This window comes from Prevotella illustrans, from assembly GCF_017426725.1.
GTDB lineage: Bacteria > Bacteroidota > Bacteroidia > Bacteroidales > Bacteroidaceae > Prevotella > Prevotella illustrans.
The window spans coordinates 1-21,324 of sequence record NZ_JAERMS010000003.1 but is presented as its reverse complement, the minus strand read 5'-3'; the positions used below and the strand labels follow the sequence as shown (position 1 = coordinate 21,324).

General features: G+C 44.2%; 36 protein-coding genes. 33 read left to right on the top strand and 3 right to left on the bottom strand.

Annotation, left to right across the window (positions count from 1 at the left end; all coding sequences use genetic code 11):
• Positions 1 to 46 precede the first annotated feature (46 nt).
• From JHU38_RS01725 to JHU38_RS01715, 3 genes are all read right to left on the bottom strand, one after another.
• A complete protein-coding gene (locus JHU38_RS01725; RefSeq protein ID WP_107581744.1) occupies positions 47 to 961 on the bottom strand; it encodes a PorP/SprF family type IX secretion system membrane protein in 915 nt (304 codons plus the stop codon).
• A 130-nt stretch (positions 962 to 1,091) separates the two neighbouring features.
• Positions 1,092 to 1,313 carry a DUF2795 domain-containing protein gene (locus tag JHU38_RS01720; RefSeq protein WP_007134761.1) on the bottom strand — a complete coding sequence of 74 codons (222 nt, stop codon included), beginning with the start codon at positions 1,311 to 1,313 and terminating at the stop codon, positions 1,092 to 1,094.
• Positions 1,314 to 1,448: 135 nt separating this feature from the next.
• Positions 1,449 to 2,024 carry a hypothetical protein gene (locus tag JHU38_RS01715; RefSeq protein ID WP_146157001.1) on the bottom strand — a complete coding sequence of 192 codons (576 nt, stop codon included), beginning with the start codon at positions 2,022 to 2,024 and terminating at the stop codon, positions 1,449 to 1,451.
• 141 nt (positions 2,025 to 2,165) lie between these two features.
• Between JHU38_RS01715 and JHU38_RS01710 the strand changes: the two genes are divergently transcribed.
• The 33 genes from JHU38_RS01710 (at position 2,166) to rplQ (ending at position 21,169) form a co-directional block, all read left to right on the top strand.
• Complete coding sequence (locus JHU38_RS01710) at positions 2,166 to 2,633, top strand: nucleoside deaminase (RefSeq protein WP_107581742.1); 468 nt, start codon at positions 2,166 to 2,168, stop codon at positions 2,631 to 2,633.
• An 838-nt stretch (positions 2,634 to 3,471) separates the two neighbouring features.
• Positions 3,472 to 3,855, top strand: coding sequence for a 30S ribosomal protein S12 (gene rpsL / locus JHU38_RS01705; protein WP_025881971.1), 384 nt, complete (start codon positions 3,472 to 3,474; stop codon positions 3,853 to 3,855).
• 182 nt (positions 3,856 to 4,037) lie between these two features.
• Entirely contained in the window at positions 4,038 to 4,514 is a 477-nt protein-coding gene (gene rpsG, locus JHU38_RS01700) for a 30S ribosomal protein S7 (protein WP_107581741.1), read from the top strand.
• A gap of 20 nt (positions 4,515 to 4,534) precedes the next feature.
• On the top strand, positions 4,535 to 6,649 hold the full coding sequence (gene fusA / locus JHU38_RS01695) for an elongation factor G (protein ID WP_107581740.1): 2,115 nt from the start codon (positions 4,535 to 4,537) through the stop codon (positions 6,647 to 6,649).
• A gap of 104 nt (positions 6,650 to 6,753) precedes the next feature.
• Entirely contained in the window at positions 6,754 to 7,059 is a 306-nt protein-coding gene (gene rpsJ, locus JHU38_RS01690; protein ID WP_006283658.1) for a 30S ribosomal protein S10, read from the top strand.
• A 42-nt stretch (positions 7,060 to 7,101) separates the two neighbouring features.
• Positions 7,102 to 7,716, top strand: coding sequence for a 50S ribosomal protein L3 (gene rplC / locus JHU38_RS01685; RefSeq protein WP_107581739.1), 615 nt, complete (start codon positions 7,102 to 7,104; stop codon positions 7,714 to 7,716).
• A complete protein-coding gene (gene rplD, locus JHU38_RS01680) occupies positions 7,716 to 8,345 on the top strand; it encodes a 50S ribosomal protein L4 (protein ID WP_107581738.1) in 630 nt (209 codons plus the stop codon). The genes rplC and rplD overlap by 1 nt, the downstream gene beginning before the upstream one ends.
• 17 nt (positions 8,346 to 8,362) lie before the next feature.
• On the top strand, positions 8,363 to 8,656 hold the full coding sequence (gene rplW, locus JHU38_RS01675; protein ID WP_107581737.1) for a 50S ribosomal protein L23: 294 nt from the start codon (positions 8,363 to 8,365) through the stop codon (positions 8,654 to 8,656).
• Between the two features lie 7 nt (positions 8,657 to 8,663).
• Positions 8,664 to 9,494: a 50S ribosomal protein L2 gene (gene rplB / locus JHU38_RS01670; RefSeq protein WP_107581736.1), complete on the top strand. Its 831-nt coding sequence runs from the start codon at positions 8,664 to 8,666 to the stop codon at positions 9,492 to 9,494.
• A gap of 10 nt (positions 9,495 to 9,504) precedes the next feature.
• Entirely contained in the window at positions 9,505 to 9,774 is a 270-nt protein-coding gene (gene rpsS, locus JHU38_RS01665; protein ID WP_107581735.1) for a 30S ribosomal protein S19, read from the top strand.
• A gap of 34 nt (positions 9,775 to 9,808) precedes the next feature.
• Positions 9,809 to 10,213, top strand: coding sequence for a 50S ribosomal protein L22 (gene rplV, locus JHU38_RS01660; protein ID WP_107581734.1), 405 nt, complete (start codon positions 9,809 to 9,811; stop codon positions 10,211 to 10,213).
• Between the two features lie 8 nt (positions 10,214 to 10,221).
• Positions 10,222 to 10,953: a 30S ribosomal protein S3 gene (gene rpsC, locus JHU38_RS01655; RefSeq protein WP_107581733.1), complete on the top strand. Its 732-nt coding sequence runs from the start codon at positions 10,222 to 10,224 to the stop codon at positions 10,951 to 10,953.
• A gap of 15 nt (positions 10,954 to 10,968) precedes the next feature.
• Positions 10,969 to 11,397 carry a 50S ribosomal protein L16 gene (rplP, locus tag JHU38_RS01650; protein ID WP_107581732.1) on the top strand — a complete coding sequence of 143 codons (429 nt, stop codon included), beginning with the start codon at positions 10,969 to 10,971 and terminating at the stop codon, positions 11,395 to 11,397.
• A gap of 2 nt (positions 11,398 to 11,399) precedes the next feature.
• Positions 11,400 to 11,594 carry a 50S ribosomal protein L29 gene (rpmC, locus tag JHU38_RS01645; RefSeq protein ID WP_107581731.1) on the top strand — a complete coding sequence of 65 codons (195 nt, stop codon included), beginning with the start codon at positions 11,400 to 11,402 and terminating at the stop codon, positions 11,592 to 11,594.
• Positions 11,595 to 11,596: 2 nt separating this feature from the next.
• The gene (gene rpsQ, locus JHU38_RS01640) at positions 11,597 to 11,863 is read left to right on the top strand and encodes a 30S ribosomal protein S17 (protein ID WP_107581730.1); all 267 of its coding nucleotides are present in this window, start codon (positions 11,597 to 11,599) and stop codon (positions 11,861 to 11,863) included.
• 2 nt (positions 11,864 to 11,865) lie between these two features.
• A complete protein-coding gene (rplN, locus tag JHU38_RS01635; RefSeq protein ID WP_089543923.1) occupies positions 11,866 to 12,231 on the top strand; it encodes a 50S ribosomal protein L14 in 366 nt (121 codons plus the stop codon).
• Positions 12,232 to 12,250: 19 nt separating this feature from the next.
• Complete coding sequence (gene rplX / locus JHU38_RS01630) at positions 12,251 to 12,568, top strand: 50S ribosomal protein L24 (RefSeq protein WP_107581729.1); 318 nt, start codon at positions 12,251 to 12,253, stop codon at positions 12,566 to 12,568.
• Positions 12,568 to 13,122: a 50S ribosomal protein L5 gene (rplE, locus tag JHU38_RS01625; RefSeq protein WP_107581728.1), complete on the top strand. Its 555-nt coding sequence runs from the start codon at positions 12,568 to 12,570 to the stop codon at positions 13,120 to 13,122. Before rplX ends, rplE begins: the two co-directional genes overlap by 1 nt.
• Positions 13,123 to 13,127: 5 nt before the next feature.
• A complete protein-coding gene (rpsN, locus tag JHU38_RS01620; RefSeq protein WP_107581727.1) occupies positions 13,128 to 13,430 on the top strand; it encodes a 30S ribosomal protein S14 in 303 nt (100 codons plus the stop codon).
• A 131-nt stretch (positions 13,431 to 13,561) separates the two neighbouring features.
• A complete protein-coding gene (gene rpsH / locus JHU38_RS01615) occupies positions 13,562 to 13,957 on the top strand; it encodes a 30S ribosomal protein S8 (protein WP_107581726.1) in 396 nt (131 codons plus the stop codon).
• A gap of 14 nt (positions 13,958 to 13,971) precedes the next feature.
• Positions 13,972 to 14,544 carry a 50S ribosomal protein L6 gene (gene rplF, locus JHU38_RS01610; protein WP_107581725.1) on the top strand — a complete coding sequence of 191 codons (573 nt, stop codon included), beginning with the start codon at positions 13,972 to 13,974 and terminating at the stop codon, positions 14,542 to 14,544.
• Between the two features lie 20 nt (positions 14,545 to 14,564).
• Positions 14,565 to 14,909 carry a 50S ribosomal protein L18 gene (gene rplR, locus JHU38_RS01605; protein ID WP_107581724.1) on the top strand — a complete coding sequence of 115 codons (345 nt, stop codon included), beginning with the start codon at positions 14,565 to 14,567 and terminating at the stop codon, positions 14,907 to 14,909.
• Positions 14,910 to 14,915: 6 nt separating this feature from the next.
• Positions 14,916 to 15,428 (top strand): 30S ribosomal protein S5, encoded by a 513-nt coding sequence (gene rpsE / locus JHU38_RS01600; RefSeq protein WP_107581723.1) that lies wholly within the window; start codon positions 14,916 to 14,918, stop codon positions 15,426 to 15,428.
• Positions 15,429 to 15,443: 15 nt separating this feature from the next.
• Positions 15,444 to 15,620, top strand: coding sequence for a 50S ribosomal protein L30 (gene rpmD / locus JHU38_RS01595; RefSeq protein WP_107581722.1), 177 nt, complete (start codon positions 15,444 to 15,446; stop codon positions 15,618 to 15,620).
• 23 nt (positions 15,621 to 15,643) lie between these two features.
• Positions 15,644 to 16,090, top strand: a complete 447-nt coding sequence (rplO, locus tag JHU38_RS01590) for a 50S ribosomal protein L15 (protein WP_107582363.1) — start codon at positions 15,644 to 15,646, stop codon at positions 16,088 to 16,090.
• Positions 16,091 to 16,094: 4 nt separating this feature from the next.
• Positions 16,095 to 17,432 (top strand): preprotein translocase subunit SecY, encoded by a 1,338-nt coding sequence (gene secY / locus JHU38_RS01585; RefSeq protein WP_107581721.1) that lies wholly within the window; start codon positions 16,095 to 16,097, stop codon positions 17,430 to 17,432.
• A gap of 262 nt (positions 17,433 to 17,694) precedes the next feature.
• Positions 17,695 to 17,913 (top strand): translation initiation factor IF-1, encoded by a 219-nt coding sequence (gene infA / locus JHU38_RS01580; RefSeq protein ID WP_004341775.1) that lies wholly within the window; start codon positions 17,695 to 17,697, stop codon positions 17,911 to 17,913.
• A 13-nt stretch (positions 17,914 to 17,926) separates the two neighbouring features.
• Positions 17,927 to 18,043, top strand: a complete 117-nt coding sequence (gene rpmJ, locus JHU38_RS01575) for a 50S ribosomal protein L36 (protein ID WP_009160995.1) — start codon at positions 17,927 to 17,929, stop codon at positions 18,041 to 18,043.
• A gap of 105 nt (positions 18,044 to 18,148) precedes the next feature.
• Entirely contained in the window at positions 18,149 to 18,529 is a 381-nt protein-coding gene (gene rpsM, locus JHU38_RS01570; RefSeq protein WP_107581719.1) for a 30S ribosomal protein S13, read from the top strand.
• 17 nt (positions 18,530 to 18,546) lie between these two features.
• On the top strand, positions 18,547 to 18,936 hold the full coding sequence (rpsK, locus tag JHU38_RS01565) for a 30S ribosomal protein S11 (protein ID WP_004369556.1): 390 nt from the start codon (positions 18,547 to 18,549) through the stop codon (positions 18,934 to 18,936).
• A gap of 35 nt (positions 18,937 to 18,971) precedes the next feature.
• Positions 18,972 to 19,577, top strand: a complete 606-nt coding sequence (rpsD, locus tag JHU38_RS01560; RefSeq protein WP_107581718.1) for a 30S ribosomal protein S4 — start codon at positions 18,972 to 18,974, stop codon at positions 19,575 to 19,577.
• 12 nt (positions 19,578 to 19,589) lie between these two features.
• On the top strand, positions 19,590 to 20,582 hold the full coding sequence (locus tag JHU38_RS01555) for a DNA-directed RNA polymerase subunit alpha (protein ID WP_107581717.1): 993 nt from the start codon (positions 19,590 to 19,592) through the stop codon (positions 20,580 to 20,582).
• Positions 20,583 to 20,668: 86 nt separating this feature from the next.
• Positions 20,669 to 21,169, top strand: coding sequence for a 50S ribosomal protein L17 (gene rplQ, locus JHU38_RS01550; RefSeq protein ID WP_107581716.1), 501 nt, complete (start codon positions 20,669 to 20,671; stop codon positions 21,167 to 21,169).
• Positions 21,170 to 21,324 lie beyond the last annotated feature (155 nt).

The following is a 21,324-nucleotide window of genomic DNA, read 5'->3' as shown; positions in this document are numbered from 1 at the left end:
TCATATTATCGATTGTTCTTTTTTATAATCATTTCAAAAGAGACCGCTACAACAAGCGGACACTCTTGTGCCTGTTACGCCCTTTCTTCGCCAGATGGATGTCAAGCTGGTAGCCAACAAAAAACTCATGACTACCATTGCCGGGATTGATGGCCGAAGTATAGACCTCGTAGCTATAACCCAAGATGACACCATGCACCTTACCACCTAATAATACAGTGAAGGAATTAGTAGGACTGTAGGCCAATCCGCCATACATCATCTTGTCGTCGTGCGTATAGACCAGCCGCCCGGTCACATCAGCCCGGTAGGCAACGCCGTCCGTGCGGAAGAGCGCTGAAGGCTTTATTGTTAGAAACGGATTTCTCAACTTAATATTGCATCCTGTTGCGAAATAATAAGTAGGATCTATCGAAAGTTCATTAGTCGACCCCAAATTAACAACCGGAGCATTAAGGTGGACCGCCGACGCGCCAATATACCAGCTGCGGGCTGTATAGCGTAGGCCAACACTAAGATCAAAGCCGGTGCCATTGACCTGCGACGTTGGGAAAGCCGGATCATTGGCTTCTTCCACATCGAGTTTCGTTCCGTCAAACTTTTCGCTGATCATCCCGGCTTGCACGCCCACGGCCAAGACACCGCCTAACAACTTCTGCTTCAAGGCATACTGCCCCTCTACGCGCTGATGCGTGAAAAGTCCTATTTTGTCATTCATGAGCAGAACGCCACCACCATGATGGCTCCGCAAGAAATAGAACGGCATGTCGACCGAAGCATAGACTGTTTGCGGATTATGCTGAAAACCAGCCAGATCCATGGCAAAGGCTGCCGTAAAATTCAGCTTATCCAGTCTGCCTGCCGCAGCGGGATTGAACGATGTTTCCATATCAAAATAATGGCTGAACGACACGTCATACTGCGCCGAAACTTGCTGGCAAACACACAAGCCTACCATCATCGTCAGGAAAGATTTTACGTTATTCACGAATAGATAACGCCAAAGGATTGAAAATATTATACGACACAACCAAAAGACCGTTGTCTTACGGCAACGGTCTTAGGTATTTTTGTGGCTGATCCGGCCGGGATCAATACTCATCATCATTCCAAAGGAAATCATCTTTCGAGGGGTAGTCAGGCCATATATCTTCGATACTTTCATACACGTCACCCTCATCCTCAATCTCCTGCAAGTTCTCAAGCACCTCAAGCGGAGCTCCCGAGCGGATGGCATAATCGATCAACTCTTCTTTTGTAGCAGGCCAAGGCGCATCTTCCAGTTTCGACGCAAGTTCAAGTGTCCAATACATAGTTTAATGAATTTAGTAATTACAATTTTGCGTGCAAAAATAGCAAAATAAATTATAATCGCAAATAATTCATCTGCTATTTTTCATCGTGTCAATAGCAAATTAAGTAAAATAAGCAAAATCAAGCACTTATCGTCAAAAATTAACGATATACGTCTGCTTGAAACGTTTGTCGAAGAACAAAATACCACAATAATAGAGGTCAAAACCGACGCTGCAGCGCCGGTCGGCGGCCCATCGAAGCCATTCGTCGCGATTAGACCGATTGGCATGAATGCCCCGCATGACCAACAAATCACCTTCGCGGGCACCGGCCATGAACGTATCGATCGTGGCGCGCCTCGTCAATCCGCCGTCAATGAGCAATATACGATGACCTTCAGACTTATCGCTTATCATGGCTGTCACGTCAGATGTAGCGCATCCATGCTCGATACACCTTATATAATAAGGAACGCATGACGACCGCAGAAGCACATGCCATGAGGCCTGCCCCACTTCGCGAGAAAGGCGGTAAAGCAGACGGCCCAGTTTTCGCTCAACGGGATTCGGTTTTTGATTTTTTTCCAAGACGGAATAGGCCGGATAAGGCGTATGACAACTGATGACCTGACGGATAAAACGGTAGGCCGAAGGCGAATGTACGCCAAATCCCCGGCACTTGCCGATACGGCGTAGCCAGACAAGAAACATTCGGATTCTTAAAAACATCGTGCAAAGATACCACTTTTCTCCTTATAATCACCACGTTGCGCCATTTTGAGACAGAAAAGAGAGCGATTTGGCAAAAGAATGAGTATATTTGCGACAGCTAAAAGATAGCGTGATTCACAAATTTATAATCATCACAATATGAGAAAAGAAACATGGATGCGCCGTGCCATCCAATTATCAGAAGAAAGTGTCAGCAAAGGAGGCGGCCCTTTTGGCGCCGTCATCGTGAAAGATGGACATGTCATCGCGGAGGCTTCTAACAGCGTGACACTCGACAACGACCCAACTGCGCACGCGGAGGTCAATGCCATCCGTATGGCTACACGACTGCTTAAAACATTCGACTTGACAGGATGTGATATTTATACTTCTTGCGAACCCTGCCCGATGTGCTTAGGCGCCATCTACTGGGCGCGCATCAACCGTATCTATTACGCCAACAACCGCCAAGACGCGGCCGATATCGGCTTCGACGACGATTTTATCTATCAGGAGATAGAACGCCGGCCGGCAGATCGCTATAAACCGATGCAGGTGTTGCTGCCCGAAGAAGGTAAGAAAGCTTTCCGGATGTGGGAACAAAAGAGCAACAAAACGGAATATTAAAATAGAATATAGTGGAGAACGCGGAGAGATTCTCCGCCGATACGGGTGGCCTGCCCTCTCCCTGTCAAACGTCAAATCATGTCAAAAAACAGATTGAGGAGACTGTGGCTGCATAGACATTTGTTCCTCACGAAGACTCTATTAAGCCCTGAATTATCTTTACATACACCATCAAAAAAGTGGCATTATTCTGAAAAAGAAAAGAGATGGGCGAAAATAAGCGATTTTAGAGCAAGTTTATAAAATACTGATTATTAGCATGTTGCGTTTTTTATGGTATTTTTTCTTCGCTTTTTTACCCTCAATAGCTATGCTTTTAGGCCGTCATCGCGGCTCTTTCATCGGCTGAAAGCTATGCTTTAGCGGCGTCATCGCTATGCTTTTAGCCGATAAAAGGATAGCTTTGAGCATAAAAGGGGGTCAAAATCGACAAACCGAAGGGCTTTTTCAGCGTGCCGGCACTTAGATGACATGTTGCGGAAGTGTTAAAATCAGGTAGTTTTTTCTAACAAAATCATGGAGTCAGGATGGGCTTACAAGTGATGAGACAGGAACCTTCGTCACCGGGACGCCTGTCCGCCCTCCCATAAACGATTGACATTTGTCCATTCAGATGGGAGCATAATGGGGTGATCATATCATGATTTGTCAGATTGCGATATTAAATAATGCTTATATTATGTTAAATAATCTACTTGATTATTTGTTTATAGTTCTATTAATTAGGCAGTCTCAAAAAAACTTATTACCTTTGCAGCCCGAAATGGGGATATTATACCTGTTTCTGTAATTCTCTGATTATAAACAAAATAAATATATAAATTTTAAAAGTAAAATTATGCCTACAATTCAACAATTGGTAAGAAAAGGCAGAAGAGTCTTGGTAGACAAGAGCAAGTCGCCGGCTTTGGACTCATGTCCTCAGCGTCGTGGCGTTTGTGTTCGTGTTTACACAACCACTCCTAAAAAGCCTAATTCGGCAATGCGTAAGGTTGCCCGTGTTCGTTTAACAAATCAGAAAGAAGTCAACTCCTATATTCCGGGAGAAGGCCACAACTTGCAGGAGCACTCAATCGTGCTGGTGCGTGGTGGTCGTGTAAAGGACCTGCCTGGTGTACGTTATCATATCGTCCGTGGAACATTGGATACCGCCGGCGTGGCCAACCGTACACAGCGCCGCTCCAAGTATGGCGCTAAACGTCCAAAGGCAGCTAAGAAGTAATTTAGCTGAGAGCTGAGAGCCGAGAGCCATAAGGCTGAGGGCTGGGAGCTCTACATCTTTATTTTATATTTACAGTTGTTTTGCTGGAGAATTGTTAAACGGGTTGAGTAAATGTTCGGGAGCGAACGTTGAAGACAAAACATTATTACAGCCTCCGCAGACTACAAATTTTTTATTTTAAAATGAGAAAAGCAAAACCAAAGAAGCGGGTGGTCCTGCCGGATCCCGTGTTCAACGACCAGAAGGTCTCTAAGTTCGTGAATCACTTGATGTATGATGGCAAGAAGACCATCTCTTACCAGATTTTCTATAACGCTCTTGATGTCGTTAAAGGAAAGATGGAAAAAGAAGAGAAGTCGCCTCTTGAAATCTGGAAGCAGGCCTTGGACAACATCACTCCTCAGGTGGAAGTGAAGAGTCGCCGTATCGGTGGCGCAACTTTCCAGGTTCCGACAGAAATCCGTCCGGATCGTAAGGAAAGTATTTCGATGAAGAATCTTATTGCTTTTGCCCGTAAGCGCAGTGGTAAATCGATGGCAGACAAGCTTGCCGCAGAGATCATGGACGCTTACAACAATCAGGGTGGCGCGTTCAAACGTAAGGAGGACATGCATCGCATGGCCGAGGCTAACCGCGCGTTCGCTCATTTCAGATTCTAATTAAATAAGGTAAAAAGAAAATGGCAAATCGCGATTTACATTTGACTCGTAATATCGGTATTATGGCTCACATTGATGCCGGTAAGACAACGACTTCTGAGCGTATTCTGTTTTATACGGGCAAGACTCATAAGATAGGTGAGGTACACGATGGGGCTGCAACCATGGACTGGATGGCCCAAGAGCAGGAGCGTGGTATTACGATTACTTCTGCAGCTACAACCTGTAATTGGAATTATCAGGGTAACTCTTATAAGATAAACTTGATCGACACTCCGGGGCACGTTGACTTTACCGCTGAGGTAGAACGTTCTCTCCGTGTGCTCGATGGCGCCGTGGCTACTTATTCTGCTGCCGACGGTGTGCAGCCGCAGTCGGAAACTGTATGGCGTCAGGCTGACAAATACAACGTACCTCGCATCGGCTACGTTAATAAGATGGACCGCTCCGGCGCGGACTTCTTTGAAACGGTACAGCAGATGAAGGATATCCTGGGCGCTAATCCCTGTCCTGTTCAGATTCCAATCGGCGCTGAAGAAAACTTCAAGGGCATTGTTGACCTGATCAAGATGAAAGCGATTCTGTGGCACGATGAAACGATGGGCGCGGAATACGATGTAGAGGAAATCCCCGCTGACCTGGTAGACGAGGCAAATGAGTGGAGAGACAAGATGGTAGAGAACGCGGCTAATTTTGACGATGAGTTGATGGAGCTGTATCTTGAAGGCAAAGATATTCCCGAGGAATTGCTGATCGCGGCGATCCGTAAGGGCACTATCTCTATGGACTTGACTCCTATGACATTAGGTTCTTCTTATAAGAACAAAGGTGTTCAGCCATTGCTCGACTATGTTTGCGCATTCCTGCCTTCACCTTTGGATACCGAAGCGATTGTAGGAACCAATCCTGATACAGAAGAAGAGGAAGATCGTAAGCCTTCTGAGGCAGAGCCTACATCGGCTCTTGCGTTTAAGATCGCTACCGATCCATTCATGGGTCGTTTGGTATTCTTCCGCGTTTACTCAGGAAAGATTACCGCCGGTTCTTACGTTTATAATCCTCGTTCGGGCAGGAAAGAGCGTATCAGTCGCTTGTTCCAGATGAACTCGAAGCAGGAAATCCCTATGGATTCGATTGACGCCGGCGATATCGGTGCCGGTGTAGGATTCAAGGATATCCGTACCGGCGATACGCTTTGCGACGAGAACCATCCTATCGTGCTCGAATCCATGACATTCCCCGACACCGTGATTTCTATTGCGGTAGAGCCGAAGAGTCAGGCTGATATCACCAAGTTGGATAACGGTCTTGCCAAATTGGCCGAGGAAGATCCTACTTTCACCGTGCGTACCGACGAGCAGAGTGGTCAAACCATTATCTCGGGTATGGGTGAGCTTCACTTGGACATCATCATCGACCGTCTGAAGAGAGAGTTCAAGGTAGAATGTAATCAGGGTAAGCCACAGGTTAACTACAAGGAAGCCATCATGGGTACTGCCCAGAGCCGTGAAACTTATAAGAAGCAGTCTGGTGGTCGCGGTAAGTTTGCTTGTATTGATGTAACGATCAGTCCTAAGGACGAGGATTACACAGAAGGCGATTTGCAGTTTATCAACGAGGTTAAGGGAGGTAACGTGCCTAAGGAATTCATCCCATCAGTACAGAAAGGCTTCCAGGATTGTCTGAAGAACGGTGTACTCGGTGGTTTCCCAATGACCGGTATGAAGGTAACGCTTACCGACGGTAGCTTCCACCCCGTAGACTCTGACCAGTTGTCTTTCGAATTGGTAGCTCATCAAGCATTCAGAGTGCTTTGTCCGAAAGCCAAGCCCGTACTGATGGAGCCTATCATGAAGGTAGAGGTTGTTACGCCGGAAGAGAACATGGGTGACGTTATCGGTGACTTGAACAAGCGCCGCGGTATGGTACAGGGTATGGAAGAGGCTCGTAGTGGCGCCCGTATCGTTAAGGCCATGGTTCCGCTGGCAGAAATGTTCGGTTACGTAACCGCTCTTCGTACCATTACGTCAGGTCGTGCGACCAGTACAATGGAATATGATCATCATGAACCATTGTCTTCAAGCATTGCCAAGACTGTGTTGGATGAAGTAAAAGGTCATTCCGAACTTCTCTAATTGAATAAAAAAAGGAAAAGAGACTCTGTTTAGCGAATGACTCTTAAGTAGAGTCTCTCCCTTCTTTCACTATAAATTTTAAATTACAATACATTTAATTAATTATGAGTCAGAAAATCAGAATCAAGCTGAAGTCTTATGACCATCAACTGGTTGATAAGTCAGCTGAAAAGATTGTAAAAGCTGTGAAGGCTACAGGCGCTATCGTTAGCGGTCCTATCCCATTGCCAACTCACAAGCGTATTTTTACAGTAAACCGTAGTACTTTCGTTAACAAGAAATCTCGCGAGCAATTCCAGCTCTCTGATTTCAAGCGTCTCATCGACATCTACAGCTCTACCGCTAAGACTGTTGACGCGCTGATGAAACTTGAATTGCCTTCAGGTGTTGAAGTTGAAATCAAGGTTTAATGAAGTAAAAAATCGGATTTTTAATTTTTAAATTATATTGAAATGCCAGGATTAATTGGAAGAAAAATCGGAATGACATCCGTTTTCAGTGCCGACGGTAAGAATGTACCGTGCACTGTTATCGAAGCAGGTCCTTGTGTTGTAACCCAGGTTAAAACCGTAGAGAAAGATGGTTACAAGGCTGTTCAGCTTGGTTTCGGCGAGACGAAGGAGAAAAATACTTCTAAGCCTTTGATGGGAACCTTCAAGAAGGCCGGCACAACACCTAAGAAGCACTTGGCCGAGTTCAAGTTTGATGAGGAGTATAACCTCGGTGACACGCTTACAGTAGAACTTTTCAATGACACAAAGTTCGTTGACGTTGTAGGTACATCTAAAGGTAAAGGCTTCCAAGGCGTAATTAAGCGTCACGGATTCGGTGGTGTAGGTCAGTCTACTCATGGTCAGGATGACCGTGCTCGTAAGCCGGGTTCTATCGGAGCTTGTTCTTACCCCGCAAAGGTGTTCAAGGGCATGCGCATGGCGGGCCAAATGGGAGGTGACAGAGTTACGACTCAGAATCTCCAGGTGTTAAAAGTAATTCCAGAACAGAATCTTCTCATTGTAAAAGGTTCTTTCGCTGGATGCAATGGTTCAACTGTTTTAATTGAGAAATAATGGAAGTTAGCGTTTTAAATATCAACGGTCAGGAGACCGGAAGAAAGGTAACCCTGAATGAGGCTATCTTCGGAATTGAGCCTAACGATCACGTTCTCTGGCTTGATGTAAAGCAGTATCTCGCAGCACAGCGTCAGGGTACAGCTAAGTCAAAAGAGAGAAGTGAGGTAAGTGGTTCTACTCGCAAGCTTGGTCGCCAAAAAGGTGGCGGTGGTGCCCGCCGTGGTGATATCAACTCTCCGGTTCTTGTAGGTGGTGGTCGCGTATTCGGCCCGAAGCCTCGCAACTATGACTTCAAGTTGAACAAGAAAGTTAAGGTTCTTGCTCGTAAGTCAGCTCTTTCCTACAAGGCTCAGGACAACGGTATTGTTGTTGTTGAAGACTTCACTTTGGAAGCTCCCAAGACAAAAGATTTTATAAATATCACTAAAAATCTTAAAGTCGAAGGCAAGAAAATTCTTGTCCTTTTGCCAGAACCAAATAAAAATGTATATTTGTCCGCTCGTAACTTACAGGGAGCTGAAGTTATGGCCGCATCTACACTCAATACTTATAAAGTTTTGAATGCGGATGTTCTTGTCATAGCAGAAGGTTCTTTGAAGGCAATCGATGCTGTCTTAACTAAATAATTAAGGAGAATTTAGATATGGGATTTATCATTAAACCTCTGGTCACTGAGAAGATGACCAAAATAACAGAAAAGAAGCCAAACCGTTATGGTTTTGTCGTTCGTCCTGAGGCTAACAAACTCCAGATTAAGAAAGAGGTCGAGGGTCTGTATAACGTTACAGTTGAAGACGTGAACACACTTCGTTATGCCGGCAAGCGCTCAAGCCGCTATACCAAGGCAGGTCTCGTGAAGGGACAAAGAAATGCGTTCAAGAAGGCCATCGTAACAATTAAGGATGGCGAAACAATTGATTTTTACAGCAATATTTAAATAAAAAATGGCAGTACGTAAATTAAAACCGGTAACCCCGGGACAAAGACACAAGGTTATTGGCACGTTCGAGGAAATTACTGCATCCGTGCCAGAAAAGTCTCTCGTTTACGGTAAGCGTTCTACCGGTGGTCGAAACAACACCGGTAAGATGACCGTTCGCTATATTGGCGGTGGCCATAAGAAGAAGTATCGTCTGATCGACTTCAAACGTGAGAAAGATGGTGTTCCAGCTGTAGTTAAGACAATCGAGTATGATCCTAACAGGTCTGCTCGCATTGCTTTGCTTTTCTACGCTGATGGTGAAAAACGTTATATTATTGCTCCTAACGGACTGCAAGTAGGCGCTACATTGATGTCGGGTGCAGACGCTGCTCCTGAAGTTGGTAATGCCCTTCCTTTGGCCAACATTCCTGTAGGTACTGTAATTCATAATATTGAATTGCGTCCGGGACAGGGTGCGTTGCTCGTTCGTTCGGCTGGTAATTTTGCTCAGTTGACTTCTCGTGAAGGTAGCTATTGTATCATCAAGCTCCCTTCAGGTGAGACTCGTCAGATTCTCTCTGCTTGTAAAGCTACTGTAGGTAGTGTGGGCAACTCTGATCATGCTTTGGAACAGTCAGGTAAGGCCGGCCGTTCTCGCTGGTTGGGCCGTCGTCCTCACAACCGTGGTGTTGTAATGAATCCTGTTGATCACCCGATGGGTGGTGGTGAAGGCCGTCAGTCTGGTGGACACCCACGTTCACGTAAGGGCTTGTACGCTAAGGGTCTCAAGACTCGTGCACCTAAGAAGCTTTCTAACAAGTATATTATTGAAAGAGCAAACAAGAAAAAATAAAGAGTAAATTATGAGTCGTTCACTTAAAAAAGGTCCATATATCAACGTATCTCTCGAGAAGAAGATTCTTGCCATGAATGAAAGTGGTAAGAAGAATGTCGTTAAGACATGGGCCAGAGCATCAATGATTTCCCCTGATTTTGTGGGACACACTGTTGCAGTTCATAACGGAAATAAATTTATCCCCGTTTACATTACTGAAAATATGGTAGGCCATAAGCTCGGAGAGTTTTCTCCCACACGCCGCTTTGGTGGTCACGCAGGTAACAATAAGAGGTAAGCGGGTTTAAACCATTTAAAATTAAGAATTAATAATGGGAGCAAGAAAACATATCGTTGCTGAAAAATTAAAGGAAGCACGCAAAAATCTGTACTTCGCTAAGCTCAATGGCGTTCCTTCCTCTCCACGTAAAATGCGCTACGTAGTAGACATGATTCGTGGCCTTGAGGTAAACCGCGCCCTCGGAGTACTTAAGTTCTCGAAGAAGCAGGCAGCGGCAGATGTTGAGAAACTTCTGCGTTCGGCTATTGCTAACTGGGAAACCAAAAATGACCGTAAGGCTGAAGACGGTGAGCTTTTTATAAGCAAAGTCTTCGTTGACGAAGGTGTTACAATGAAACGTATGAGACCGGCACCACAAGGTCGTGGCTACAGAATCCGTAAGCGTTCTAACCACGTAACTCTTTTTGTAGATGCCAAAACTAATGACGAAAAATAATAAATAGAATGGGACAGAAAGTTAATCCAATAGCAAACCGACTTGGTATTATCCGTGGTTGGGATTCAAATTGGTTCGGTGGCAAGGACTTCGGAGACAACCTCGTAGAGGATCGGAAAATCCGCAAGTATCTGAACGAGCGCTTGGCTAAAGCCAGTGTTTCCCGCATTGTCATTGAGCGTACATTGAAGCTCGTCACCATCACTATTTGTACTGCCCGTCCGGGTATCGTCATTGGTAAAGGTGGTCAAGACGTTGACAAATTGAAAGAAGAGCTGAAGAAGCTCTATAAGAAGGACATTCAGATTAATATCTTTGAGGTAAAGAAACCTGAACTTGATGCCAGTATCGTAGGTAACAACATCGCTCGCCAGGTGGAAGGCAAGATTTCATATCGCCGTGCCATCAAGATGGCTGTTCAGAACACGATGCGTGCAGGTGCTGAAGGTATTAAGGTCCAGATTACCGGTCGTCTGAATGGCGCAGAAATGGCTCGTAAGGAAATGTTTAAGGAAGGTCGTACCCCGTTGCATACTTTCCGCGCAGACATTGATTACTGTCAGGCTGAAGCCCTCACGAAGGTGGGTCTGCTGGGTATTAAGGTATGGATTTGCCGTGGTGAAGTTTACGGAAAGCGTGACTTAACACCTAACTTTGCCCAGGAGAAGCAGAATGGTGGCCGTTCTAACAATGGTGGCCGTAGTGGCCGTGGTAATCGCAAGAGAAACAATAACCGTTAAAAGTAAGAAGCTATCATGTTACAGCCAAAAAGAGTAAAATATAGAAGACCTCAAGACGGGCGCGGCAATAAAGGCAACGCCCACAGAGGAACACAACTGGCTTTTGGTTCATTCGGTATCAAGACACTTGAGGCTAAATGGATTGACAGCCGCCAGATAGAAGCAGCCCGTGTAGCTGTGAACCGCTACATGAACCGTGAAGGTCAGGTTTGGATCCGTATTTTCCCTGATAAGCCAATCACACGTAAGCCTGCTGACGTACGTATGGGTAAGGGTAAAGGTGATGTTGCCGGATGGGTTGCACCGGTTACGCCAGGCCGCATCCTCTTTGAAGTAGAAGGTGTAAGTTTCGATATAGCAAAAGAGGCCCTTCGCCTTGCTGCTCAGAAGCTGCCAGTTAAGACAAAGTTTGTTGTAAGACGTGATTTCGATAAAAACGCTTAATTATGAAGATTAAAGAAGTAAAAGAATTCGAAACCAAGGACTTGGTTGAGAAGTTGGAGCTGGAACAGGAAAAGCTGAATCAGATGAAGCTGAATCACACAATCGCTCCTCTTGAGAATCCATCTCAGATTAAGGCCGCTCGTCGTGACATCGCCCGCATGAAAACCGAACTTCGTCAGAGAGAACTTAATAAATAATAATGGTCCAGATGGAAACAAGAAATTTAAGAAAAGTAAGACAGGGTGTTGTCATCAGCAACAAAATGGATAAAACCATTGTTATTGCATCTAAGTTCAAAGAAAAGCACCCTATTTATGGTAAGTTTGTCCAGAAGACAAAGAAGTACCATGCTCATGATGAAAAGAACGAAGCTAATATAGGCGATACCGTTCTCATTATGGAAACCCGTCCTTTGTCGAAGACAAAAAGATGGAGATTAGTTCAAATTGTTGAAAAAGCTAAGTAATTATGATACAAGCAGAATCAAGACTTACAGTATGTGATAACAGCGGTGCACGCGAAGCGCTTTGCATTCGTGTACTTGGAGGTACAGGCCGCCGTTATGCAAGTGTTGGTGACGTGATTGTCGTTGCAGTCAAGAACGTTATCCCATCAAGTGATTTGAAAAAAGGTGCGGTATCTAAAGCTTTGATTGTACGTACAAAGAAGGAGATTCGTCGTGCAGACGGCTCATATATCCGTTTTGACGACAATGCTTGCGTACTGCTCAACAACGCAGGTGAGCTTCGTGGAAGCCGTATCTTTGGTCCTGTTGCTCGTGAGCTCCGTGCAGTGAACATGAAGGTCGTTTCTTTGGCACCTGAGGTTCTTTAATGATTTAATTTTAAAAGTAATGAGTAAATTACATATAAGGAAAGACGATACAGTAGTTGTCCTTGCCGGTGGCGATAAGGGCAAGACTGGTAAGGTGCTCACGGTGTTGGTTGAAAAGAACCGTGCCATCGTAGAAGGCGTGAATCTTGTTTCAAAGAGCACGAAGCCATCGGCTAAGAATCCTCAGGGAGGTATTGTAAAGCAGGAGGCTCCAATCCATATTTCTAATTTGAGTTTAATTGATCCTAAGAGCGGTAAGCCTACGCGTGTTGCTATCAAGCACGAGGGCAAGAACGTGATTCGTATCGCTAAAAAGTCTGGGAAGGAAATTAAGTAATGGAAACAGCACAGTTAAAGAAGCAATATAAAGAGGTGATTGCACCTGCGTTGCAGAAACAATTCAACTACTCTTCAGTTATGCAGATACCTGTACTGCAGAAGATTGTTATCAACCAAGGTTTGGGTGACGCAACACAAGACAAGAAGATTGTTGATGTGGCCGTTAATGAAATAACGACTATCACCGGTCAGAAGGCTGTTGCTACCTATTCAAAGAAGGATATCGCTAATTTCAAGCTTCGTAAGAAGATGCCTATTGGCGTTATGGTAACATTGCGTCGTGAGCGTATGTATGAGTTCCTTGAGAAACTTGTTCGTGTCGCTTTGCCCCGTATCCGTGACTTTAAGGGTATTGAAAGTAAATTTGACGGTCGTGGTAATTACACCTTGGGTATCACCGAACAAATTATTTTCCCTGAAATTAACATTGATGAGATAGACCGCATCCAGGGTATGAACATCACTTTCGTAACTACAGCTAAGACTGACGAAGAAGGTTTTGCTCTCCTCAAGGCTTTCGGCCTTCCTTTCAAGAACGCTAAAAACGATTAAGCATTATGGCAAAAGAATCAATGAAAGCTCGCGAAGTGAAGCGCGCAAAGCTTGTTGCTCGTTACGCTGAGAAGCGCGCAGCTCTTAAAAAGGTTATAGCTACCGCAGAGGATCCGGCTGAGGCATACGAGGCTGCTCGTAAGCTCCAGTCATTCCCAAAGAATGCCAACCCTATCCGTCTTCACAATCGTTGTAAGATCACGGGACGTCCAAAAGGATATATCCGTCAGTTTGGTCTTTCACGTATCCAGTTCCGTGAGATGGCTTCACAGGGTCTCATTCCTGGTGTTAAGAAGGCAAGCTGGTAAAAGCCAATACGCAATTGTTAGTGATTAGCTACGAAGTGACTTTCCGCGCTATTCACTAATTATTGTGAGTTGCACAAATAGACTTTTTAATATTGTCGGGGTAGTCCCGATTAATTAAACATTTATATTTTATGACAGATCCAATAGCAGATTATCTGACTCGACTCAGAAACGCGATCATGGCACATCACCGTGTTGTTGAGGTTCCTGCGTCAAACTTGAAGAAAGAGATCACGAAGATCCTCTTCGAGAAGGGTTACATTCTCAATTACAAATTCATCGAGGATGGACCTCAGGGTACTATCAAAGTAGCTTTGAAGTATAACCCTGAAACAAAGCAAAACGCGATCAAATGTTTGAAGCGCGTATCTACTCCAGGTCTTCGCCAGTATACTGGCTATAAAGACATGCCGCGAGTAATTAATGGACTGGGTATTGCTATCTTATCCACGTCTAAGGGTGTAATGACAAACAAGGAAGCTGCTGATCTTAAGATTGGCGGTGAAGTTCTTTGCTACGTTTATTAATTGGAGGATTGAATATGTCAAGAATAGGAAAATTGCCAATTATTGTTCCTGCCGGAGTTTCAGTGAACTTTGACAAGAGTACAAATGTAGTTTCTGTTAAAGGCCCTAAAGGCGAACTTGTTCAGAAGATTGATCCTTCTATTAAGTTTACTAATCAAGATGGTCAGATAACGTTTGAAGTAGATGAGAATAGCCCGGTAAACGTGAAACAGAAGCAGGCTTTCCATGGTCTTTATCGTTCACTTGTCAATAACATGGTTGTTGGTGTAAGTGAGGGTTATAAGAAGACTTTAGAGCTTGTCGGTGTAGGTTATCGTGTTTCAAATCAAGGGAATCTTGTAGAATTCTCTTTGGGTTATACCCATCCTATCTTTTTGCAACTTCCGAAGGAGGTAAAGGTTGAGACGAAGTCTGAAAGAAACCAGAATCCAATTATCATGTTGGAGTCTTGCGACAAGGCTTTGCTTGGTCTTATCTGTGCAAAAATTCGTTCTTTCCGTAAGCCTGAACCTTATAAGGGCAAGGGTATCTTGTTCCAGGGTGAAGTTATTCGCAGAAAGTCTGGTAAGACAGCTGCAGCTAAGTAATTTTAATTGAATTTACAATTATGACAACAAAGAAAGTTGAAAGACGAATTAAAATAAAGTTTCGCATTCGCAAGAGTGTTAACGGAACAGCAGAGCGTCCACGCCTAAGCGTATTCCGCTCTAATAAGCAGATTTATGCTCAGGTTATTAACGATCTGACCGGCAACACGCTGGCTTCTGCTTCTTCACTTGGCTTGGAAAAAATGGCTAAATGTGAGCAGGCTGGCAAAGTTGGTGAATTGATTGCTGAAAAGGCAAAGGCAGTTGGTGTAGAATCAGTTGTTTTCGACCGTAACGGCTATCTCTATCACGGTCGTGTTAAGGAATTGGCTGATGGTGCTCGTAAGGGCGGTCTTAAATTTTAAACGATTATGGCAATGAATAAAGTAAAAGTTAATAGTGATGTTGAATTGAAAGACCGTCTGGTTGCAATCAACCGCGTAACAAAGGTTACAAAGGGAGGTCGTACATTCACTTTCGCTGCTATCGTCGTTGTTGGTGATGGTAAGGGTGTAATCGGCTGGGGCCTTGGAAAGGCTGGCGAAGTTACGGCTGCTATCTCTAAGGGCGTTGAGTCAGCTAAGAAGAATCTTGTTAAGGTCTCTGTTCTTAAAGGTACCGTTCCTCATGAAGTAGAATGCTCATTCGGTGGCGCACAGGTCCTTTTGAAACCTGCAGCAGCCGGTACCGGTCTGAAGGCGGGTGGCGCTATGCGTGCAGTGCTTGAGAGCGCCGGTGTATCTGACGTGATTGCAAAGTCTAAGGGCTCTTCCAATCCTCATAACCTCGTAAAGGCAACCATCTTGGCCCTCAGTGAAATGCGTGATGCCTATACTGTTGCTGGCTGTCGTGGTATCAGTATGGATAAAGTATTTAACGGCTAATAGGAGATCATAACAATGGCAACAATTAAAATCAAGCAGATTAAAAGCAAGATCGGTTATCCTATAGACCAGAAGCGTACACTTCGCTCTTTGGGCCTTCGCAAGATTTCTCAAGTTGTTGAAGTAGAGGATAGTCCCAGTGTTCGTGGTATGATCCGTAAGGTTCATCACTTGGTAACCGTAGTTGAATAATTAATTTTTAAATCGAATCGATGATGAATTTACATAATTTGAAACCGGCTAAAGGAGCTACACATTCTAAACGACGTATTGGTCGTGGTCCTGGTTCAGGACTCGGTGGAACTTCTACCCGTGGTCACAAAGGTGCCAAGGCTCGTTCTGGTTACAAGAGAAAGATTGGTTTCGAAGGTGGTCAGATGCCACTGCAGCGTCGTGTTCCTAAGTTTGGGTTCAAAAACATCAATCATAAGGAATACATCGTTGTTAATCTTTCAGATCTTCAGTCTTTGGCAGAGTCAAAGAGTTTGACTAAAATCGGACTTGTTGAGTTGCAGGCTGCCGGCCTCGCCAAAGGTAAGGGTCTTGTTAAGATTCTTGGCGATGGCAAGTTGAAAGCAAAAATTGATGTTGAAGCGAATGCATTCTCAAAGACTGCTGAAGAGGCTATCAAAGCAGTGGGTGGAAATGCAACTATAATCTAAGTAAATGAAAAAGTTTATTGAGACACTAAAGAACTGTTGGAAGATTGAGGATTTGCGTCAGCGTCTCCTCGTAGTACTTCTATTTACGGCTATCTACCGTTTTGGCTCGTTCGTTGTCCTTCCTGGTATCAACCCGAGCATGTTGGACAAACTTCAGTCGCAAACCTCAGGCGGCCTTATGTCGCTTTTGGACATGTTCTCTGGTGGTGCATTTTCCAATGCATCCATGTTTGCACTTGGAATTATGCCTTACATCTCAGCTTCTATCGTTATGCAGCTCCTCGCTGTCGCTGTTCCTTATTTCCAAAAGATGCAGCGTGAAGGCGAAAGCGGCCATAAGAAAATAAACTGGTACACAAGATGGCTTACTGTGGCCATCTTGCTGTTCCAGGCTCCTGCTTACCTTCTTAACTTGAAGGCTCAGGCAAGTCAAGCTTTGGCTTCAGGTATATCTTGGACGGTGTTCATGATACCTGCTACCATCATTCTTGCCGCAGGTAGTATGTTTATTCTTTGGCTGGGTGAGCGTATAACTGATAAGGGAGTAGGAAATGGTATCTCATTAATCATTATGATCGGTATTATTGCTCGTCTGCCTCAGGCTTTCGTGCAGGAAATCGGTTCGCGTTTTACTGCCATTTCCGGTGGTGGACTGGTAATGTTTATCGTTGAGATTCTCATTCTCTATGCGGTTGTATGCGCATCTATTCTATTGGTGCAAGGTACTCGCAAAGTTCCTGTACAATATGCAAAGCGTCTGGTTGGCAATCAGCAGTATGGTGGTGCACGTCAATATATTCCTTTGAAACTTTTTGCTGCCAATGTAATGCCTATCATCTTTGCTCAGGCATTGATGTTCATTCCATTGGTAATTGTTCGTTTCCAGGCAGAGAATTCTTCTTGGCTGATGCGTTCTTTGATGGACAACCGTAGTCTACTGTATAATGTCATTTATGTGGGGCTGATCATTGCTTTCACATATTTCTATACGGCTATTACGCTTAATCCAACTCAGATGGCAGAAGATATGAAGCGTAACAATGGTTTTATTCCTGGTGTCAAGCCAGGTAAGGATACCGCGGAGTATATTGATACCATCATGTCTCGTATTACTTTGCCAGGTTCATTATTTATTGCTTTCATTGCTGTAATGCCTTCGTTAGCTCATCTTCTTAATGTTCAGGATTCTTTCTCTCAATTTTTTGGAGGAACTTCTCTGTTAATTTTGGTAGGTGTGGTTATAGATACACTCCAGCAGGTGGAAAGTCATCTGATGATGCGCCATTATGATGGTCTTCTCAATTCTGGTCGTACACGTAAGGGTGGAGTATCTGCTTACTAAGACTTTGTATTTATCAGTCAATTTCTGTTAGCATTTACAATTACTTATAGACTTGCAATTACAGGATGCGATTCCTGCTTTGGTCATCCTCCAAATGGATATGATTTCGTTCCTCTATCCTGATATTCTTATTTGTGATGTAGGTAGTAAAGATATTTGTGATGTAGGTAGTAAAGATTTCTATTTGGGGGAATATCAACAATTCCTGTCGCAAGGAAATTTACGTATAGACAATTTAAATTAGAAGCGCAAAACATTTATTATGGCAAAGCAATCAGCTATTGAACAAGATGGCACAATCGTAGAATCCCTCTCAAATGCGATGTTTCGTGTTGAGTTGGAAAACGGTGTGCAGATTATAGCTCATATTTCAGGTAAGATGCGTATGCACTATATTAAGATTCTTCCCGGTGATAAGGTGAAGGTCGAGATGAGTCCGTACGATTTGACCAAAGGAAGAATCGTATTCAGATACAAATAATTCAATTATAGATATGAAGACAAGAGCATCATTAAAGAAGCGTACACCCGACTGTAAGATTGTTCGTCGTAAAGGTCGGCTGTTCGTTATCAACAAAAAGAACCCTAAGTACAAAATGCGTCAGGGTTGATGTTAAAGATTTGTAATTAATCATTCGTTGCTAAATTAATGATTAACTTTGCATGCTCTTTAACGAGAATCAAACATTTTTTTATTATTTTTATTCAATTTACAAATGGCAATAAGAATTGTTGGAGTAGATTTGCCCCAAAATAAGCGTGGCGAAATCGCATTGACCTACATCTATGGTATTGGTCGAAGTAGTTCAGCAAAGATATTGGATAAAGCCGGCGTTAATCGTGACCTGAAGGTCAGCGAGTGGTCTGATGACCAAGCAGCTAAAATCCGTGAAATTATCGGCGCTGAATTTAAAGTAGAAGGTGATCTCCGTTCTGAGGTCCAAATGAACATTAAGCGCTTGATGGATATTGGTTGCTATCGTGGTGTTAGACATCGTAATGGTCTTCCTGTTCGCGGTCAAAGTACTAAGAACAATGCTCGTACCCGTAAGGGAAAGAAGAAGACTGTTGCTAATAAGAAAAAGGCTACTAAGTAATTAAGGAGGTAATTATTATGGCAAAAACAAAAGCAACATCCAAGAAAAGAAATGTGCGCGTTGACGCAGTTGGTCAACTCCACGTACATAGTTCATTCAATAATATCATCGTTTCTTTAGCAAACAGCGAAGGTCAGATTATTTCTTGGTCTTCTGCTGGTAAGATGGGCTTCCGTGGCTCAAAGAAGAATACTCCTTACGCTGCTCAGATGGCAGGTGAGGATTGTGCTAAAGTAGCTTTCGATCTTGGTCTTCGTAAGGTTAAAGCTTATGTAAAGGGTCCAGGCAATGGTCGTGAATCAGCTATTCGTGCCGTGCATGGCGCAGGTATCGAGGTTACAGAAATCGTTGACGTAACTCCGTTACCACACAACGGCTGCCGTCCTCCCAAGCGTCGTAAGGTTTAATTCTTAAATACAAATTACAAGATTATTTTTATATTATGGCAAGATATATAGGCCCGAAATCTAAAATTGCGCGTCGCTTTGGTGAACCCATCTTTGGCGCCGACAAAGTTTTGTCCAAGAGAAACTTCCCTCCTGGACAGCATGGCAACAACCGTCGCCGGAAAATGTCCGAGTACGGTGTCATGTTGGCAGAGAAGCAGAAAGCTAAGTACACTTATGGTGTTCTTGAGCGTCAGTTCCGTAATATGTTTGAAAAAGCTGCTAAGGCTGATGGTATTACCGGTGAGGTTCTCCTTCAGAACTTGGAAAGCCGTCTCGACAATGTAGTGTTCCGTTTGGGCATAGCCCCGACCCGTGCCGCTGCCCGTCAGCTGGTAGGTCACAAGCACATCGTTGTCGATGGCAAGGTTGTTAATATTCCTTCTTATGCAGTTAAGCCTGGCCAGATCGTTGGTGTTCGTGAGAAAGCGAAGTCTCTCGAAGTTATCCAGACTGCGCTTGCAGGTTTCAATCACAGCAAGTACCCATGGATAGAGTGGGACGAGACTTCTAAGAGCGGTAAGTTCCTGCACAAGCCGGAGCGTGCCGACATTCCGGAAAACATCAAGGAGCAGTTAATCGTTGAGTTGTACTCTAAATAAATCATTAAGTTAATGGCGATATTAGCATTTCAAAAACCTGATAAAGTTGTAATGTTGGAGGCCAATGACAAATTCGGCAAGTTCGAATTCCGTCCTCTTGAGCCGGGCTTTGGTGTTACTATCGGTAACGCATTGCGCCGCATTCTTCTTTCATCGCTGGAAGGTTATGCTATCAATACTCTGCGTATCGCGGGTGTTGAGCATGAGTTCTCTTCCGTTCCCGGTGTAAAGGAGGATGTAACTAACATTATCTTGAATTTGAAGCAAGTAAGATTCAAGCAAGTAGTAGAAGAATTCGAGAACGAGAAAGTTAGTATCACCGTAGAGAATTCCACAGAATTCAAAGCTGGTGATATCGGCAAGTATCTGACTGGATTTGAAGTGTTAAACCCTGATTTGGTGATTTGTCATATAGATGCCAAAGCTTCTATGCAAATAGATCTTACGATCAACAAAGGTCGCGGCTATGTTCCGTCCGATGAGAATCGTGAGTTTTGTACAGATGTCAACGTAATTCCAATCGATTCTATCTACACCCCTATTCGTAACGTTAAATATTCAGTAGAGCCTTATCGTGTCGAGCAGAAGACCGACTATGACAAACTGGTTATCGAAGTTACGACCGATGGTTCCATATCCCCCAAGGATGCGCTCAAGGAAGCAGCCAAGATACTGATTTATCACTTCATGCTCTTCTCCGACGAGAAGATAACATTGGAGAGTCCTGACGCAGAAAACAATCAGGAGTTTGATGAAGAGGTTCTGCACATGCGTCAGTTGCTCAAGACCAAGCTTGTCGACATGAATCTTTCTGTCCGTGCGCTTAATTGTCTGAAGGCTGCCGATGTCGAGACACTTGGCGATCTTGTACAATATAACAAGACCGACCTTCTCAAGTTCCGCAACTTTGGTAAGAAATCGCTTTCTGAGCTTGATGATTTGCTCGAGAGTCTGAATCTGTCGTTTGGAACCGACATTTCAAAGTATAAACTGGATAAGGAGTAATCTGAAATATAGCTTGTAGCCGGTAAGATGATTTCTCACGACTACAATTATCTGGAGGGTGAATATCCATAACAATTAAAAACAAAATGAGACATAATAAAAAATTCAACCATCTGGGTCGTACTGCATCTCATCGCGACGCCATGCTTGCCAACATGGCCGTGTCGTTGATTATGCACAAAAGAATCACTACGACCCTCGCTAAGGCAAAAGCCTTGAAGAAGTATGTAGAGCCCCTTTTGACCCGTTCAAAGAAAGATGACACTAACAGCCGCCGTGTTGTTTTCCGCTATCTTCAGAACAAGGAAGCCATTAAGGAACTCTTCGGCGAGGTGGCTGCGAAGGTGGCTGACCGCCCGGGTGGCTATACCCGTGTAATCAAGCTGGGTACCCGTCGTGGTGACGCTGCTCCCATTGCTTTCATCGAGCTTGTAGACTTCGACGAGAACATGGCAAAGGCTCCGAAGGCAGAGAAGAAGACTCGTCGTAGCCGCCGTTCCACCAAGAAGGAAGAGGCTGTCGAGGTTCCCGTAGCTGAAGCACAGGTGGCAGAGGCTCCCACTGCTGAAGAAGCAAAGGCGGAATAAATTAGCTAATTCATTCAATTCTCATCAATAGTAAAGGTCGCTAACATCAGTTGGCGGCCTTTCTTTTTATCTTTTGGTTTACCTTTCCGTGTCATAGTTCGGCTCAGTAGAAAATTAATGGGGACAGGTTTACAAGTATCAATAATATCGGGTCA